Genomic DNA, 16,137 nt, shown 5'->3' with positions numbered 1-16,137 from the left:
TTCCGCTTTGCATCATGACCCACCCCACGCAACCGCCGCTCGGCGAATTCCGCTTCAGCACCGGCAAATCGCACCTGCGCCTGACCGGCTGGACCCTGATTATCCTTGCCCCCGTTGCCCTGTTCCTGCTTGCCGCACGGGGCAACATCGACAACCTCACCGGCAACCAAATCGCCATCGGCGCCCTGCTGCTCACACTCATAGTCGCCCTGCTGCTGAACTTCCTGTTCACCCGCATCGATGCCTACAGCAACGCACTGGTACAAAAACGCTTTTTCAGCAAACAAACCATCTTCTTCAGCCCCTATATGCGCCTGTACGCCGCCCGTTGGCGCTACGGGCTGCTGACCGCCACCATCGGCAGGCACACCGCCGTTACCCTAGAAGACGAAAACAGCCATTACCACCTGCCGCCCGCCTTCCGCCAAAACGAAAAAATCATCCGCCTGATTGAACAATACCTGCTCGACCACGCCCTGCACATCCTCAACCAAATCTACGACGCCGATGAAACACTGGATTTTGGCGCAGTACAACTGAGCCGCCAACACATCACCGTAGGCAAAACCACACTGCCGCGCCGCGAACTGGCAAAAATCAGCATCACCAACGGCAAATTAAAAATCTACGCCAAAAACAAAAAAGGCCACGCCCGCTTGCGCCCGTCTGCCGCCACCGGCTTGGACAAAGTGGCAAACTTCCGCCTGCTGTGCCGCTTTGTCGAGCTGAACGAATTTGCCGACCCCAAACAGTTTTACCGCATCAAACGCATCTTGTTTTTCCTATAAAAAAACGGCTTGACCATATGTCAAGCCGTTTTGCCGCCACGCCTACAGCAAGGGGCATCGGACGCGGCGCGTTTTACGCTTCTTTATTTTCCGCCGCTTTTTGGCGCAAACGCAAACCCAGTTCGCGCAACTGCTTGTCGTCCACCGCATTCGGCGCGTTGGTGAGCAGACATTGGGCGCGTTGCGTTTTCGGGAAGGCAATCACATCACGAATCGACTCCGCACCCGCCATCAGCGTTACCAAACGGTCGAGACCGAACGCCAAACCGCCGTGCGGCGGCGCACCGTATTTCAGATTGTCCAGCAGGAAACCGAATTTTTCCTGTTGCTCTTCGGGCGTGATGTTCAGCGCGGCGAACACTTTTTCCTGAATATCGGCGCGGTGGATACGGATTGAGCCGCCGCCGATTTCCCAGCCGTTCAACACCATATCGTAGGCGCGGGCAAGACAGTTTTCGGGGTCGCTTTCCATCAAATCCTCATGACCCTGTTTCGGCGAAGTAAACGGGTGGTGCATCGCCGCAAAGCGTTGGTTTTCCTCATCGTATTCAAACATCGGGAAATCCACCACCCAAAGCGGTTTCCATTCATCGACAAAATAACCGTCCGCCGCGCCGTGTTCGTGGCCGATTTTCACCCGCAACGCGCCGATGGCTTCATTGACGGTTTTCGCCTTGTCCGCGCCGAAGAAAATCAAATCGCCGTTTTCCGCGCCCGTGCGCTCGATAATGGTTTTCAGGCAGCCTTCGGACAGGAATTTCACAATCGGCGACTGCAAACCGCTATCCTCGCCGTTGCTGATGTTGGACACATCGTTTACTTTGATGTACGCCAAACCTTTCGCGCCGTAAATGCCGACAAATTTGGTATATTCGTCAATGTCTTTGCGGCTGAGCTTCGCGCCTTTCGGCACGCGCAAGGCGACCACGCGCCCGTCTTTCAAATCCGCCGCCGCGCGGAACACCTTAAATTCCTCGCTTTTCATCACATCGGTCAGCTCGGTAAATTGCAGGCTCACGCGCAAATCGGGCTTGTCCGAGCCGTAGCGGAACATGGCTTCGCGGAACGGCATGCGCGGAAATTCGCCCAAATCCACGCCCAAAGCGTCTTGAAACACCTGTTTTGCCATGCCTTCGGTGATGTCCATAATTTCGTTTTCGCCCAAGAAAGACGTTTCCAAGTCAATCTGGGTAAATTCAGGCTGGCGGTCGGCACGCAAATCTTCATCGCGGAAACATTTGGTAATCTGATAGTAACGGTCAAAACCCGCTACCATCAGCAGTTGTTTGAACAACTGCGGCGACTGCGGCAGCGCGAAAAATTCGCCGGGGTGAACGCGGCTGGGGACGAGATAATCGCGCGCACCTTCGGGGGTGGAGCGGGTCAGCACGGGCGTTTCAATGTCAATAAAGCCCTGCGCGTCCAGATAACGGCGCACGCCCATCGCCACTTGGTAGCGCAGGCGCAGATTGTGCTGCATCTGCGGACGGCGCAGGTCAATCACGCGGTGGGTTAAGCGCACGTTTTCGCTGATGTTTTCTTCGTCAATCGGGAAGGGCGGGGTGGCGGCGGCGTTTAAAACTTCAATTTCTTTGCCCAGAATTTCAATTTTGCCGGACACCATTTTCGGGTTTTCCGTGCCTTCGGGACGGCGGCGCACGCGGCCGGTGATGCTTAACACAAATTCGCTGCGCGAGGCATCGGCGGCGGCAAAGGCTTCGGGGGTGTCGGGGTCGATGACCACTTGCACCGTGCCTTCGCGGTCGCGCAGGTCAATAAAAATCACTCCGCCGTGGTCGCGGCGGCGGTGCACCCAGCCTTTGACGGTTACGGTTTGGTCGAGGTACTGTTCGTCAATCAGACCGCAGTAGTTGGTACGCATAGTTTTTCCTTGTTAATCAGTAATCAATTTATTTTCAGGTAGCCTGAAAGTTATTTTCCCTTTTGCATATCATCGGGCATTTCGTCCCAAAAATCACTATCCAGTTTTTTAATGCTGAATATTTGTTCGGTTTGCATACCCAGACCATAATGGTAAATGTATTCTGCCAATTGTTGTCCATCAATCAAAACCAAACGTGGACTGGAGCGATTTTGTGCATATTCAAGCGCATCTTTTGAGTATCGTGCGGTAGTAATAAATACACCTTTATCTTGCGGATTGATTGCGCCCGCAAATGTTTGAATAGCCGGACGACCGATGGTTTCATGATGTTGGTAGCGTTTCGCTTGAATAAAAATACGCCCCAAGCCCAATACATCTTCACGAATTTCCCCGTCAATACCGCCATCACGACTTTGTTTGGTTACGATAGCTGATTTTTCTACTTTACCGCCATAACCCATATGTTTAAGCAAATCAATCACTAATTTTTCAAAAGCATTCGCTGTTTTACTGATAATGGTCTCTAAAATTTCATCATAAACAGCTTGACGAATAATGCGAAAGGATTGTTCCAATTGTTCCCTTGGATCCAAATTGGGTTCAACCTCATCAAAATTTTCAGTTTTTGTGTCTTTATTACGCAATGCCATTTGTTCTTTTACAAAAGCAACAATCTCAGCATCACTTTTTACAGCATATGCTTTCCCTAATTCACTAATTTGGTAAACACCACGTTTGGGGCGTAACAGTAAACCTGTCAAAGCATGATAACTTAATACCCATGAAATTTTATCTGCAAAAATATTGCCGTTACCCGATGGATATTCGGCATTCCTTTCGTCTTCATTTAAATTAAAATGCTGTGCCAACGGCTCAATCAGTTGGGATTTGCGCCATAACTGACCATCTGATAGTAATTTCAAAATAGGACGGCGCAGTTCATTGTTATGAGGCAAGGGCATGATGGGTATCCGTTTGTAGTTTCAGGCAGCCTGAAACTTATTCCTGTTCAAAAAAATCCTTTTCGCGGATTTCGGCGATTGTCCAAACCGGTTGTTGCGGCAGGGTTTTGATGCCCGTTTCGGTTTCCGCCTGCTGCACGCCGCGCCGCCAAGCCTTATTCAGCCATTCGGCATCGTCAAAATGATTGGCAAGGCTGGGAGAATCTTCAATCAAATCGCTGATTTCGTTGCGCTGGTTGAAAATGGTTTGTCGCCAACTCATGCCGCGATGCGTAGGCTGGTACTGCCATTTCAGCAAATGGGCAATCAAAACAATCATGCGGTTGAACAGTTCGCGGTGTTCTTTGCGACTCATGGCTTCCATTTCTTCAATCAGGTTTTCAACGTCCAAATCCTGCATTCTGCCCGCTTTGAGCAGGGCTGCCTGATGCGCTGCCCATGCGGCAAGGTCTTGATGATATTGGTTCATTGTACTTCCTTAACGTGGATTTTGAGCGGCAGCGATTCCGGCACGACCATACCCAGCGAAATAATGTATTTCAAGGCTTCGTCCACGCTCATGTCCAGTTCGCGGATATCGCTTTGGCGCACCATGATGTAGTAGCCGCCCGTGGGATTGGGCGTGGTCGGAACATACACGGAAACATAGTTTTCATCGGGCAGCGCGTCCGCCACCGCTTGCGGCAGGCTGCCTGAAATAAAGGCAATCGTCCAAATATCGCGCTGCGGAAACGGCACGAGTACGGGCGTTTTAAACGAACGGCTGTTGTCCGACAGCAAGGATTCGGAAACCTTTTTCACGCTGGAATAAATGGATTTGACCACGGGAATGCGCCCCAGCACCGAATCCCAGCCTTCCAAGATTTTCCGCCCCAACACGTTGGCGGCAAAAATGCCGGTAATGAACAACAATACGGTTGCCACCAGCACGCCCATGCCCGGAAAGCTGAAACCGATGTATTTGGCAGGCTGCCATTGTGCGGGAATCAGGTGAATCAGACGGTCGCCCATATTGACGATGTAGGTCAGCACCCACACGGTTACGGCAATCGGCAGCCACACCAAAATGCCGGTAATCAGATATTTTTTCACGGCCTTGCCGATGCCCAAACCCGAAGTGTCGTTTGCCATAGTGTGCGGATTCTCTTATTGTGTTGCCATGCGGAAAAGCGGGTGATTATACCCGTTTTCCGCCGCCCGTGCAGACGCGTGCCGCCCTGCCCCGTTCAAATACCGTCCCAATCCTGAAACATCAGCCCGATGCCGATGCCCGTTTGTTTGTGGTTGTAATCGCTCAAGTTTTCGCCGTAGCCGTGAAAGCCCTGCACATAGGCTTTGAGTTTGCCCTTCAGGGGAAAGGCGTAATCCACCTGCACGCCGCCGCGCCCGCGGCGCGGATTGTAGCGCAAAGTGGACGTGAGGCTTTGCTTGTCGTTGAAACGGTAAGCGATTTTCAAATCGCCGTAGCCCAGATAACGCCCGATGTCGGGATTGTCGTCTTCATCGCCTTTTTTGTCCACCCGCGCCCACCAGCGCGGTATGATGCTCAATTTGTCCCATTCCGCGCCCGCCATCACATAGGCACGGTTCCACGAGCGCGAAAGCGGACGGCTCTGCCCGTTGGACTGATGCACGATGCCCGCGCCGAGCATTCTCAGGTTTCCGCCGAACGGCAAAACCGCCCGCACCGGCTGGGTGATGAAAAACTCGGGCATATAATCGGTGTTGCGGAAAGGCGCGGACTTGCGCCCCTGATTGAAAATCTGCCAATTCGATTGCTGGGTGTAGCCGAACCACACATCGGCACGGGTTTTGAACACATCTTCCATCAGCTTGGTTTTGAACGAAATTTGCAGCTTGGTTTCCGCTTCTGCTGCGACTGGATTTCGTTCACCGCCCTGCCCCGCGTGGGCGACACTGGGCGGTAATTGGGGCTGCTGTTGTACCACGCGGGCATGATGTAGGTGGGGTGGTGTTCGCGAATGCTCAACAAACCGTCCGCGCTGTTTTCGTCCAAATCGTACAGCTCGCTCAAAGGCGTGCGCTCGGCGGCGGGCGCGGGCATCGCTTTTTCCGCCAACACAATTTGCGGACTGCGGCTTTCTTTGCTGGCAATATAGCTTTGCGCCAAATCAAGCGGACTTTTGTGCAGGTTTTCCAAAGGCGGCGACACGGCGGCGGCTTCGGGGGCGGGCGTTTCGCCCGCCACTTCGGTATCGGCAAACAGACGGTCGAAACAATCCAAACGCAAACTTCGGTTTTTCAAAGACGTACAGCTTTGCACGCCTTGCGGCTGCGGCGTTTGTTCCGCACCGGCAGACTGCGCCTGCGCCGCCTGCTGCCAAGCAATCAAAATCGACACGGGCAAAATCAATGTATGGGGCTTGCTCACCAACGGTTCCTCCGGACAATACGGTCAAGACAAACAAACCGTACAACAGCACAGGCTGTTGTACGGCATACCAAGCAGCTTCACACACGCCATCACCGCCAACGCCATGACGCGCACCGCCCGATTATTTGGCAGGAACGATTTTGGCCTTGCGCCCCAATTCGTCCACCGCCTCGTCCAACTGTGCCTGATGCAGACTTTCCTCAATATCGCCCTTCAGCCGTTCAAACGGGGGCAATTGGACTTTGCGTCTGTCGTTCACATACAGAATCAGGCTGATGTTGCCGTCTTTCAACGGCGTTTTGGTGTATTGCCCTTTGGCAAGCGGCGACACGGCAGCGTGTATTTCCGGCTCTTGGTCTGCCAAATTTTTTAAAGGGACGTATTCGGGGTCAATGCCGCCGTTTTGCTTGGCATCGGCGCGCAAACTGTATTTGGCGGCGACTTCGGCAAATTTTTTCTTCGCGCCCAACTCTTTCAGCGCGGCCTGCGCCTGTGCGGCTTTGTCGGTAACAATCAAGCCCAATTGCACTTCATCGCTGTTGCGGAAATGCTGCGCGATGCGCTCGTATTGGCTGCGAAGCTGCGGCTCGGTAATCGGGCGTTGTTTTGCCAAATGGCGGCTGTAGGTCTGCATCAGCAGCAAATTTCGATAATCCGCCCAATTTTGTTTGAAGTCCTTGTCTTTGTCCAAACCTTTGGCTTTGAGTTCTTTTAGCGCGTCTGCTTCCAAGTTTTTAAAATCCGCGCTCTGGTCGAGTTTCAAACGCCGCGCTTCCTGAGTAACCAACGCTTCCACCACCAGTTCTCGGGTGATTTCGCTGCGCAGTGCGGGGCTGTCCGGCACCTGCCCTTTGCTGTTGGCTTGGAAAATTTTGGCGCGGCGTTCCACGTCTTTGCTGTCGATGGGCGTGCCGTTTACGGTTACCACCGTTTGGGCAAGCACCGCGCCCGACAACAGCAGGCTGAGCGCCGCAAACACCCGCAGATGCGTTTTTTTGTTCATGTCTGACCTTTCTTTTTAAACACAGTCAATTGTTGAAATTCACGCCATTATAAACCAAAAAACTCGGCAGGCGTTTGCGCCGAAACGGAAAGTGCGTGAATGCGTCCGTTGGCAAACCATGCTGCCAGCCGTTGTTGCACCATGCGCTGCCGCGCCACGCGCCCGATGCCTTCAAATTGTGCGCTGACAACGGTGAGGGCGTAGTGTCCGCCGCCACGGTTGCCGGCGTGTCCGATGTGCAGGTGGCTGTCGTCGCGCAATTGAAACACTTCGGGGGCAAGGTCTGCCAGTGCGGCGGCGATTTGCTGTTCGGTGTCAGTCATCGGGCAGGGCTTTCACAAAGGGGCGTATCATCACTTCGGCATACACGCCCGCGTCCACATAGGGGTCGGACTGTATCCATGCTTCGGCTTCGTCCAGATTGGCAAAGTCGGCGATAATCAGGCTGCCGGACACTTCGCCGGCGTTGTTGTCGGGCAGGGGCGTGGGGCCGGCGGCGAGCAAGCGTCCTTGTTGCTGCAATTGGTGCAAACGGGCGATGTGGGCAGGACGGGCTTCGCTGCGGGCTTGGCTGCTGCCGTCGTTGTCGGTGGCGAGAAAAAGGTAGAGCATATCAGGCATCGTCCTGTTGTTGGTGTTGTTTGGGCAGGTGGCGCACGATGTACACGCCTTGTGCGATGGAGAAGGCAAGGGTCATCGGCAGGTAGCCCCAAAATTTGAAATTGACCCAAAACGCTTCACGTTCGGGGGTGAAGGGGTAGGCAACGGCAAGATTGACCGCGCCCATAACGAAGAAAAACACCGCCCATGCGTAGGAAAGGCGCGTCCACACGGCTTCGGGCAGTTGCAGTTCTTTGCCCATCAGGGCTTTGATGCCGTTTTTGCCGAGCAGTTGGCACACGACAACAATGAGGGCGACAATCCAGCAAATGACGGTGGTTTTGAGCATGATGAACACGGCATCTTTGAGCAAGATGGTCGCGCCGCCGAATACGACGATGACAATCAGACCGACCCATTGCATGATGCTCAATTTTTTATGCCTGTACCATGTGTAGCCCGCTTGTGCCAAGCCGATGACGACGGCAACGGCAGTGGCGGCAACCATGTCGCCGGTCAGGGCGTAGGTGGCGAAAAACAGTATCAGGGCGAGAAAGTCGCCGGATGCTTTCATCACAATTCCTTTTCGGTTGGAAACCCCGCCGTTGGCGGCGGGAAAAAATCGGTTTTTTCGGGCGGGACGCAAGCCCGCCCGCATCGGGGCGGCACTCGGTGCCGCGCTTTATTTGCCGCACCGCACGTTGTCAGCAATGTAACAAATACGGGGCAAAGGCAAACGAAAATCAAAAACAGGCATCATAACAGTGTTTGCGCGTTCGTTACAGCTTAAAATGGCGGCAAAGTGTGTCGGATATGCCCTAGTTTTTGTGCTTTTCCGTTAAGCGGTGTTAAAGAAATCGTGCTTTTTACTTGGCAGACAAGCCAGTAACCCGCTATCATAACGCCTATTTGCAATCAACCAATAACCGGCATCCCGGATGGGGGATAAATTTTGAATACCAATATCAAGATAATTGTTGCGTCCGTATCGTTGGCGGCGTCGTTCAGCGCGTGGTCGGCGATGGGCGGTTTGAACGTGCGCTCTCATTTGGGCGAACCGTTTTCGGGGAGCATTACCGTAACCGGCGATGAAGCCAAGGCGCTGATGGAGGGCGGGCGTTTGAATGTGTCGGGCGGGGTGCGCGGCAGTATTTCGAAAAACGGCAACGGTACGGTAACGGTGCATTTGCGTTCATCCGCGCCGATTCACGAACCGGTGTTGTCGTTTACGGTGGGTGCGGGGCAGCAGACGCGCCAGTATACGGCGTTGCTCGACCCGCCGCGTTATTCTCCCGCCAAAGCCAAGCCGAAGGCGGAACCCAAGCCCAAACAGGAAAAAACGGTTGCGCCCGCCAAGTCGGAAAAAGGGGTGAAAGTTCCGATTGAGCAGGATTTTATTGAGCGAAAAAAAGCCGAACAGGGCAAGCCCGCATCTGCCGAAAAAGCAAAATCCCGTCCGCAGGAAAAGGCGGAAAAAGCCGAGAAAAAACCCGCCGCCGAGTCGGCAAAGGTGAAAAAACCGAGCAAAACGGCGGTTACGCCGCGCCGCCACCGCGCTTATGCGGGCGAGAAGCTGGCGGACATTGCGGCGCGTTACCGTCCGCACAATATGAGCCAGCAGACGGCAATGCGGGCTTTGGTGATGGCGAATCCGCGCGCGTTCCGCCACGGCACGACCGTGCGCCGCAGTGTAACGCTGTACATTCCGACTGAGGCGCAGTGGCATGCGTACGCGCAACGTGCCGCCGCAACGCGCCAAGCCGCACCTGCACCCGCACCGCGCAAACCTGCGGTGCAGCATTCGGTTGCACCTGCCGCGCCGAAGGCCCAAGCACCTGCGGTCGCACCGCCGCCGCCGCCGCCTCCCCCGCCGCCGGTTGAAACCGCGCCGCCGCCCAAACCCCAAGATGCGCCGCCGCCCCCGCCGCCGCAGGATACCGCTCCGCCACCGCCTCCTCCGCCCCCGCCGGCAGAAGAAGCACCGGTGCCGCCGCCGCCCCCACCCGCAGACACGCCCGTTTCCGCACCGCCCGCAGCAAGTGCGCAAGACGCTGCCGTGTCCGATGCGGTTTCGTCCGCAGCCACGGCGCCGGTGTCCGAAGCCGCACCGCCGCCCCCACCTCCCCCGCCGCCGGTTGCCGAAGCGTCTGATGCGGCTGAAGAAACCGACGAGGAAGACGGCGGCATCATGCCTTGGGTAATTGGCGGCGCGGGCGCACTCACGGTCGGCGGCTTGGTGGTCGGCGGTCTGATGATGATGCGCCGCCGCCGTCAGCAGCAAAACCACGACGATGCGGGCTACGCCGAAGAAGACGGCTACGAAGGCTATGACGACGAAGACGACGTGCAATGGGACGAAGAAGCCCCCTTAAGCACCGCAGAACGCGCCAAAGCCGACTTGTCCCGCGCCCGCGCCGCCGTAGAAGCGCACGGCGGCACGGCGGCTGCCGCAGCAGCAGGCGCGGCGGCGGCGGGCACCGCTTCCGAATACGTTGCCGAAGAAGACGACGGCGTGTTTTTCGGCGAAGACGCCCCCGCCGTTGCCGACAGCGTCCCCCCGTCTGCCGGCAACGAAGACGATTGGTCGTGGCTGGAAGGCAGCGCCGCCACCGAAAAAGACCAAGCGGACGATGACGGCTTTGCCGTGGCAGACGACAACTGGTCTTTGGACGAAGACAGCAGCACCCTTGCCGCACCCGCCGCAGCGCCCGCCGCCGACAACGAATTTGTGGTGGCAGACGATTTTGGCGACTTCGGCGACTTTGGCGATTTCAGCGCCGACCAAACCGAACCCGCACCCGCCCCTGCCGCCGCGCCCGCCGCCGACAACAACGGCTTTGACGATTTTGGCGACTTCGGCGACTTCGACCTGTCGGACATGAACGCCGCGCCCGCAGCAGCTCCTGCCGACGACTTGGACGCCTTCGCCCAATCCGCCCTGAACGACTTGGACGCCTTCGAACTGCCGCAGCAGCACCCCGTCTCCTCCGTCTCCGTTCCCGTGAAAAACTCGGGCTTTGCCGACTTGTCTTTAGACGACTTGGTATTGGAAGACACCCCGACAACCGCGCCCGCCGCCGCACCTACAGACGATTTGGACGACCTTGCCCAAGCCGCCTTGGCGGATTTGGACGGCTTCGAGCTGCCCCCGCCCGACAGCGTGGACATGTCCGCCATGCCCGAACCAAACCAAACCGACCCCTTGGCAGACTTGGACGGACTGATGGACGGCTTGGACGGACTGGACGGCTTGTCGTTTGAAAACGAACCCGCCCAAACGCCCGCGCCCAAACCGGCACCCGCAGCAGACGACTTGGACACACTGGCAGCCGCCGCCCTGAACGACTTGGACCTGCCCGACATGAACGACCTGCCCGCCGCGCCGCAAACCACCGAGCTGCCCGATTTCGGCGACTTGGATTTTAGCGGCTTGGACGGCTTTGTCGAAGAAACGCCCGCCGCGCCCGTTGCGCCGCCCGCACCGCCGGCCGCGCCCGCCCAACCCGAAGCCCTGACCGACTTCGCCCCCACCGCCGACCCCGTGCCGACCGAAGCACCGCCGGCACTGGACGACTTGGATTTCAGCAGCTTGGACGCCCTGCTCGCCGACAACGGCATCGAAACCGAAGCCCCCGCGCCCGTTGCCGACACCGGCGGCAACCTTGACGGCTTGGGCGATTTTGGCGACTTCAGCGATTTCGACTACGACAACATCGGCAGCACAACGGCAGACGCCCCTGCGGACAGCCCCGCACCCGCGCCCGCCGCCAACAACGTTACCGACCCCATGTCGCTGCTGGACGAAAAACTCGCCGCCAAATTGAGCGACCTGAACATGACCGACGTGCTGGCACCCGTTGCCGCACAGCAGCCCAGACTGGTTGTGGAAGAACCCGCCGACACCGCCCCGCCCGCCGCCGACACCAACCTTGACGATGCGTTCGCCAACTTCGATTTGGACGGACAAGACGACTTGGGCACCAACGCGGTAGACCGCGTATTGGCGGCACAAGCGGCGGCAGCCGACACCGCCCCGCCCGAAGAACAATCGTGGCTGGACGACTTGGGCAGCCTTGACGTTGCCGAAGACGACTTCGCCGCCAACCCGCCCGACCACGGCGCACACGGCAGCACCGACCTGACCGACTTGGAAAGCTTCGATGCCGACTGGGGCAACCACACCGGCAGCGAATCCGACATCAGCGTCGGCTTCGTCTCCGAAGCGGTCGGCATGGAAGAACCGCAAGAAGCCAAGCTCGAACTTGCCAAAATGTACGTGGAAATCGAAGACCTGTTTGCCGCCCGTGAAACACTGGGCGAACTGGTTGCCGAATCCACCGGCGAAGTCAAAGCCGAAGCCGAACGCATGCTGGCGCAACTGGGACAAGGTTAGGCAGTGATTGCCTAGAGCGTGCCATCATTTAAATTTTATACTGAAAATCAGTATAATATAAAAATACGCCGTCATTCCCGCGCAAGCGGGAATCCACTGCCCGATGCTTGGCAAGCCATGTTGTATCAAGGTGTGTTGTGCTTTGACTTGGATTCCCACATTCGCGGGAATGACGGCACAGTATTTTTTGGTTAATTGATGACACGCCCTAATCCCAACCCGTCTGCACGGCAAAACGCCCGCAAGCACACCGTTTGCGGGCGTTTTCATGTCAAGCCAATGCAACATTGCGTTAAATCTTCACCATGCGGATTGTTTGGCACAGCAACATCATGCTATATTGTGCGCCTTTTCCCAACCAGCAGAAATTATTACAATGAAAAAACAAAAACTTCTTGCCATATCCACCGTGATGCTTGCCCTGTGCGGCTGCGCCAACACCCAATCCTACTCCGGCAACGTTTATCGCGGCGAACAGGCAAAAACCGCCCGCAGCATCAGCTACGGCACCATCGTTTCCGCACGCCCCGTCCGCATTCAAGCCCCGCATTCGGGCGCGGTCGGCTCGGTTGGCGGCGGCATCATCGGCGGCATTGCCGGCTCATCGGTCGGCGGCGGGCGCGGCAGCGCGATTATGAGTACGGTCGGCGCCATCGCCGGTTCGCTGCTGGGTGCCAAGCTGGAGCAGCAAGCCGCTTTGGTTCATTCTTTGGAAATGGTGATTCACAAAGACGACGGCACGGAAATCGTGGTGGTGCAAAAACAGGAAGCGGGTTTGCTGCCCGGACGGCGGGTGCGGATTGTCGGCAGCGCGTCCGACCTCAACGTTTCACCGATGTAAACGAAGTTTAGGGCACGTCATCATTTAAATTTTTCTACTAAAAATCAAAATAATACAAAAACCATCGTCATTCCCGCACAAGCGGGAATCCACTGCCCGATGACCTGCAAGCAATGTTTTTTCAAAGTTTGTTTGAATGTGTTGTTGGATTTCCGTCTACTCGGGAATGACGGCACAGGGGTTTTTCGGTCAATTGCTGCACCCGCTAACGCAAATGCGCCCCAACAGATTGTTGCGGCGCATGTTTTTATATGGCTGATGTGATTGATTTTTCATACAAGGCGAGCCAACGCCGTATAAAAACGAAAGCACATGCACTATACGTCTTCACTTGCGGGCATGCCGTCATCGTGGTAGGGCGCTTGTCGCAGCAAAGCCTCAATCTGGCGCGTGTCGCGGGTGTTTTTCTGAATGGTAATCACCGCAAACAGGCTCATCGCAAATGCAATTCCGTAAAAACCCTTTTCGCTCAATGCCAACGCCGCATTCCACAAACCCACCAGCATCAAAAACGCCGACATGCCCAACATCGCCCAACTGATGTTGTGGTACAAAGCCGACACCGGCAAACCTTCCTCACGGTCGCGAAGGCTTTTCTGCAAACTCACCGCCGCATACAATCCCAGCAGCAACACACAGAAATAAAAACCTTTTTCGCTCAAAGCCAGCGTGGGCGCGTTCCACAGCCCGAACAAAAACAAGGTTGCGCCCAAAGCCAATGCCGCCCAAGACGCGCCGACAAATGCGGCGGTGGGGCGACATTGCACCAAATCTTTCACTTCAACGGCAATCAGCGATTTTGACCTGCGCGACATGATGTTTTCCTTTCTAAATCAAGCAAGAAAACCATTATATCGGCAAATACCCCTGAAAGCCAAGCGCCGCCGCTTTGCCGTGCGGGTTTGCGCGCAAACCAATGTGCGCTCCGTCAATCTGCTTTAACAACAGCACATTATCCACATCTTTCAAATTGTCTTTGTGGCGCAAATCGTGGTCGGGCAGCAAAGTGCGCAGGGCTTTGGCTTTCGCCGCTTCCGCGCTTTCGGCAACAAACAAAGCAAAATCATGCGCTTCCGCCAAACGCCCGCGCACATAGCCGCCGACATTGACAAAATACAGGTTCAAGCCCGTGCGCGTATCGGGCGCATCAGACAGAAAAACATCATAACCGTCTGCCCAGTCAATCACTTGCCAACCGTCAATGTGGATTTTGCCGGCATCGCCGAACCACGCGGCTTTCAAAGCAGGCAGGGCATCGCGGTAATCGGCGCACGCGGCAAACTGCACATCATGCACTTCGATGTTGGAACGCCCCGCATTGCCACCCAGATAAAACATATACAATTGTTTGTTCATGAAATTTCTATCTGCCCCCACCCGCAACGGCAGGGGCGCAGACACCATCAATGGCGGAAATGGCGCACACCCGTTACCACCATCGCCATGCCGTGTTCGTCCGCCGCCGCAAACACTTCCTCATCGCGCACCGAGCCGGCAGGGTGAATCACCGCCTTAATGCCCTGTTCGGCAATCACGTCCACACCGTCACGGAACGGGAAAAACGCATCGGAAGCCGCACACGCGCCGTTCAAATCAAAACCGCCGTCCTGCGCTTTCCGCGCCGCAATGCGGGTGGAATCCACGCGGCTCATCTGCCCCGCGCCGATGCCGTAGGTCTGCCCGCCCTTGCCGAACACAATCGCGTTGGATTTCACAAACTTGGCAACGTTCCACACAAACAGCAAATCATGCCATTCCTGCTCGGTGGGTTGGCGTTTGGACACCACTTTCACGTCTTCGCGGCGCAAACGGTGCAAATCGGGCGACTGCACCAGCAAACCGCCGCCCACACGTTTCAATTCAAAACGGTTCGCCCCCGCCGCCAAGGGAATTTCCAACACGCGCACGTTTTTCTTGTTGGCAATCAATTCTTTCGCCGCATCGCTAAACTTCGGCGCAATCAATACTTCCAAAAACTGCCCCGTTACCGCTTCCACCGTGTCCGCGTCAATTTCGCGGTTAAACGCGATGATGCCGCCGAATGCGCTGGTGGTGTCGGTGGCAAACGCCAATTTGTAGGCGTTCAAAGGCGTGTCCGCCACCGCCACGCCGCAGGGATTGGCGTGTTTCACAATCACGCAGGCGGGCGCGTCAAACGATTTCACCGCTTCCCACGCGGCATCGGCATCGGCAATATTGTTATAAGACAATTCCTTACCTTGCAATTGCGTGTAGGCGCTCAAGCTGCCTGAAGCGGGATACGCATCGCGGTAAAACGCCGCCTGCTGATGCGGATTTTCGCCGTAACGCATTTCCTGCACCTTCAGCCAGCTTTGATTAAACTGCGCGGGGAACGCGCCGATTTGCGGCTCGCCGCTCAATTTTTCCGCCGACACGCTGGTTAAGTAATTGGAAATCATGCCGTCATACTGCGCTGTGTGGCTGAACGCCTTGCACGCCAAACGGAAACGGGTCTGCTCCGACAACACCGCACCGTTTTCCTGCAACTCTTTGACAATACTTTCAAAATCGCCGTTATCGGTAACGATGGCAACGTGTTTCCAGTTTTTCGCCGCCGAGCGCACCATGGTGGGGCCGCCGATGTCAATGTTTTCAATCGCATCTTCCAGCGTGCAGCCGGGCTTGGCAATCGTCGCCGCAAAGGGATACAGGTTCACGCACACCAAATCAATGTTGCCGATGCCGTGTTCCGCCATTTTTTCAACGTGTTCGCCCACATCGCGCCGCCCCAGAATGCCGCCATGGATTTTCGGGTGCAGGGTTTTCACGCGCCCGTCCAGCATTTCGGGAAACCCCGTGTAATCCGCCACTTCAATCACGGGCACACCCGCATCGGCGAGCAGTTTCGCCGTGCCGCCGGTGGAGAGGATTTCCACCCCCAGCGCGTGCAGGGCGCGGGCAAAAAATTCCGCACCGTTTTTATCGGACAGGCTGATTAAAGCGCGTTGGATTTTGGACATGGTTTTTTCCTTATCAAACAAATAACAAAACAATCAATCTTGAACAAAAAAATCAAATTGGCACAACAAACCTTAAAAAGCACACCCCCCTAGGGCATATCATCAATTAGCCGAAAAACGCCGCACCGTCATGCCCGTGCAGGCGGGAAGGGTGTAGCTTGGGTTGGAGCGAAGCGCAAACCCAAAAAATCCATAAATTTTCGGAAAAATGTTGGGTTTTCACTTCGTTTCAACCCAACCTTGTATCTTTCCAACAGTGAAATAAAAGCGCATTATTTCACAAAACGGC

Annotated in this window: 14 protein-coding genes and 1 pseudogene; 3 read left to right on the top strand and 12 right to left on the bottom strand. The window is 56.0% G+C overall.

Features of this window, described 5'->3' with window-relative positions; translation table 11 throughout:
* The first annotated feature begins 14 nt into the window (after positions 1 to 14).
* Positions 15 to 788 (top strand): DUF6585 family protein, encoded by a 774-nt coding sequence (locus G392_RS0102235; protein ID WP_027008911.1) that lies wholly within the window; start codon positions 15 to 17, stop codon positions 786 to 788.
* Positions 789 to 861: 73 nt separating this feature from the next.
* On the opposite strand, the gene aspS is transcribed toward G392_RS0102235, so the two are convergent.
* From aspS to G392_RS0102190, 9 genes and pseudogenes are all read right to left on the bottom strand, one after another.
* On the bottom strand, positions 862 to 2,670 hold the full coding sequence (gene aspS, locus G392_RS0102230) for an aspartate--tRNA ligase (RefSeq protein WP_027008910.1): 1,809 nt from the start codon (positions 2,668 to 2,670) through the stop codon (positions 862 to 864).
* 50 nt (positions 2,671 to 2,720) lie between these two features.
* The gene (locus G392_RS0102225) at positions 2,721 to 3,635 is read right to left on the bottom strand and encodes a restriction endonuclease (RefSeq protein WP_027008909.1); all 915 of its coding nucleotides are present in this window, start codon (positions 3,633 to 3,635) and stop codon (positions 2,721 to 2,723) included.
* 37 nt (positions 3,636 to 3,672) lie between these two features.
* Positions 3,673 to 4,104: a DUF29 domain-containing protein gene (locus G392_RS0102220; protein WP_027008908.1), complete on the bottom strand. Its 432-nt coding sequence runs from the start codon at positions 4,102 to 4,104 to the stop codon at positions 3,673 to 3,675.
* Positions 4,101 to 4,766: a DUF502 domain-containing protein gene (locus tag G392_RS0102215; RefSeq protein ID WP_027008907.1), complete on the bottom strand. Its 666-nt coding sequence runs from the start codon at positions 4,764 to 4,766 to the stop codon at positions 4,101 to 4,103. The genes G392_RS0102220 and G392_RS0102215 overlap by 4 nt, the downstream gene beginning before the upstream one ends.
* Positions 4,767 to 4,861: 95 nt before the next feature.
* Positions 4,862 to 5,919: pseudogene (locus G392_RS13205) on the bottom strand (phospholipase A).
* 232 nt (positions 5,920 to 6,151) lie between these two features.
* Complete coding sequence (locus G392_RS0102205; protein ID WP_027008906.1) at positions 6,152 to 7,033, bottom strand: peptidylprolyl isomerase; 882 nt, start codon at positions 7,031 to 7,033, stop codon at positions 6,152 to 6,154.
* Between the two features lie 47 nt (positions 7,034 to 7,080).
* On the bottom strand, positions 7,081 to 7,356 hold the full coding sequence (locus G392_RS0102200) for a BolA family protein (protein ID WP_027008905.1): 276 nt from the start codon (positions 7,354 to 7,356) through the stop codon (positions 7,081 to 7,083).
* Positions 7,349 to 7,645: a YciI family protein gene (locus G392_RS0102195; RefSeq protein WP_027008904.1), complete on the bottom strand. Its 297-nt coding sequence runs from the start codon at positions 7,643 to 7,645 to the stop codon at positions 7,349 to 7,351. The genes G392_RS0102200 and G392_RS0102195 overlap by 8 nt, the downstream gene beginning before the upstream one ends.
* A 1-nt stretch (position 7,646) precedes the next feature.
* Positions 7,647 to 8,207 (bottom strand): septation protein A, encoded by a 561-nt coding sequence (locus G392_RS0102190; protein WP_027008903.1) that lies wholly within the window; start codon positions 8,205 to 8,207, stop codon positions 7,647 to 7,649.
* 378 nt (positions 8,208 to 8,585) lie between these two features.
* On the opposite strand from G392_RS0102190, the gene G392_RS14295 reads away from it, so the two are divergent.
* A complete protein-coding gene (locus tag G392_RS14295) occupies positions 8,586 to 12,026 on the top strand; it encodes a motility hub landmark protein FimV (RefSeq protein ID WP_281168316.1) in 3,441 nt (1,146 codons plus the stop codon).
* Positions 12,027 to 12,402: 376 nt separating this feature from the next.
* Positions 12,403 to 12,867 (top strand): outer membrane lipoprotein, encoded by a 465-nt coding sequence (locus G392_RS0102170; RefSeq protein WP_027008900.1) that lies wholly within the window; start codon positions 12,403 to 12,405, stop codon positions 12,865 to 12,867.
* Between the two features lie 317 nt (positions 12,868 to 13,184).
* Here the strand turns inward: G392_RS0102170 and yiaA are convergent, their stop codons facing one another.
* The 3 genes from yiaA to purH are packed head-to-tail and all read right to left on the bottom strand — an operon-like array spanning position 13,185 to position 15,848.
* A complete protein-coding gene (yiaA, locus tag G392_RS11860) occupies positions 13,185 to 13,682 on the bottom strand; it encodes an inner membrane protein YiaA (protein ID WP_051255524.1) in 498 nt (165 codons plus the stop codon).
* A gap of 34 nt (positions 13,683 to 13,716) precedes the next feature.
* A complete protein-coding gene (locus G392_RS0102160; protein ID WP_034334246.1) occupies positions 13,717 to 14,223 on the bottom strand; it encodes a DUF1543 domain-containing protein in 507 nt (168 codons plus the stop codon).
* Between the two features lie 47 nt (positions 14,224 to 14,270).
* Entirely contained in the window at positions 14,271 to 15,848 is a 1,578-nt protein-coding gene (gene purH / locus G392_RS0102155) for a bifunctional phosphoribosylaminoimidazolecarboxamide formyltransferase/IMP cyclohydrolase (protein WP_027008898.1), read from the bottom strand.
* Between the last annotated feature and the right edge of the window lie 289 nt (positions 15,849 to 16,137).

The organism is Conchiformibius kuhniae DSM 17694, from assembly GCF_000428785.1.
In the GTDB taxonomy this organism is placed as follows: Bacteria; Pseudomonadota; Gammaproteobacteria; order Burkholderiales; family Neisseriaceae; genus Conchiformibius; species Conchiformibius kuhniae.
Note: the sequence above shows the minus strand (reverse complement) of the source record. Positions and strands in the feature narration are given on the sequence as shown.

Excerpts from the sequence above, each read along its gene's own strand:
- G392_RS0102235 (WP_027008911.1), top strand. The coding sequence starts at position 15 with ATGACCCACCCCACGCAACCGCCGCTCGGCGAATTCCGCTTCAGCACC.
- aspS (WP_027008910.1), bottom strand. The coding sequence starts at position 2,670 with ATGCGTACCAACTACTGCGGTCTGATTGACGAACAGTACCTCGACCAA.
- G392_RS0102225 (WP_027008909.1), bottom strand. The coding sequence starts at position 3,635 with ATGCCCTTGCCTCATAACAATGAACTGCGCCGTCCTATTTTGAAATTA.
- G392_RS0102220 (WP_027008908.1), bottom strand. The coding sequence starts at position 4,104 with ATGAACCAATATCATCAAGACCTTGCCGCATGGGCAGCGCATCAGGCA.
- G392_RS0102215 (WP_027008907.1), bottom strand. The coding sequence starts at position 4,766 with ATGGCAAACGACACTTCGGGTTTGGGCATCGGCAAGGCCGTGAAAAAA.
- G392_RS0102205 (WP_027008906.1), bottom strand. The coding sequence starts at position 7,033 with ATGAACAAAAAAACGCATCTGCGGGTGTTTGCGGCGCTCAGCCTGCTG.
- G392_RS0102200 (WP_027008905.1), bottom strand. The coding sequence starts at position 7,356 with ATGACTGACACCGAACAGCAAATCGCCGCCGCACTGGCAGACCTTGCC.
- G392_RS0102195 (WP_027008904.1), bottom strand. The coding sequence starts at position 7,645 with ATGCTCTACCTTTTTCTCGCCACCGACAACGACGGCAGCAGCCAAGCC.
- G392_RS0102190 (WP_027008903.1), bottom strand. The coding sequence starts at position 8,207 with ATGAAAGCATCCGGCGACTTTCTCGCCCTGATACTGTTTTTCGCCACC.
- G392_RS0102170 (WP_027008900.1), top strand. The coding sequence starts at position 12,403 with ATGAAAAAACAAAAACTTCTTGCCATATCCACCGTGATGCTTGCCCTG.
- yiaA (WP_051255524.1), bottom strand. The coding sequence starts at position 13,682 with ATGTCGCGCAGGTCAAAATCGCTGATTGCCGTTGAAGTGAAAGATTTG.
- G392_RS0102160 (WP_034334246.1), bottom strand. The coding sequence starts at position 14,223 with ATGAACAAACAATTGTATATGTTTTATCTGGGTGGCAATGCGGGGCGT.
- purH (WP_027008898.1), bottom strand. The coding sequence starts at position 15,848 with ATGTCCAAAATCCAACGCGCTTTAATCAGCCTGTCCGATAAAAACGGT.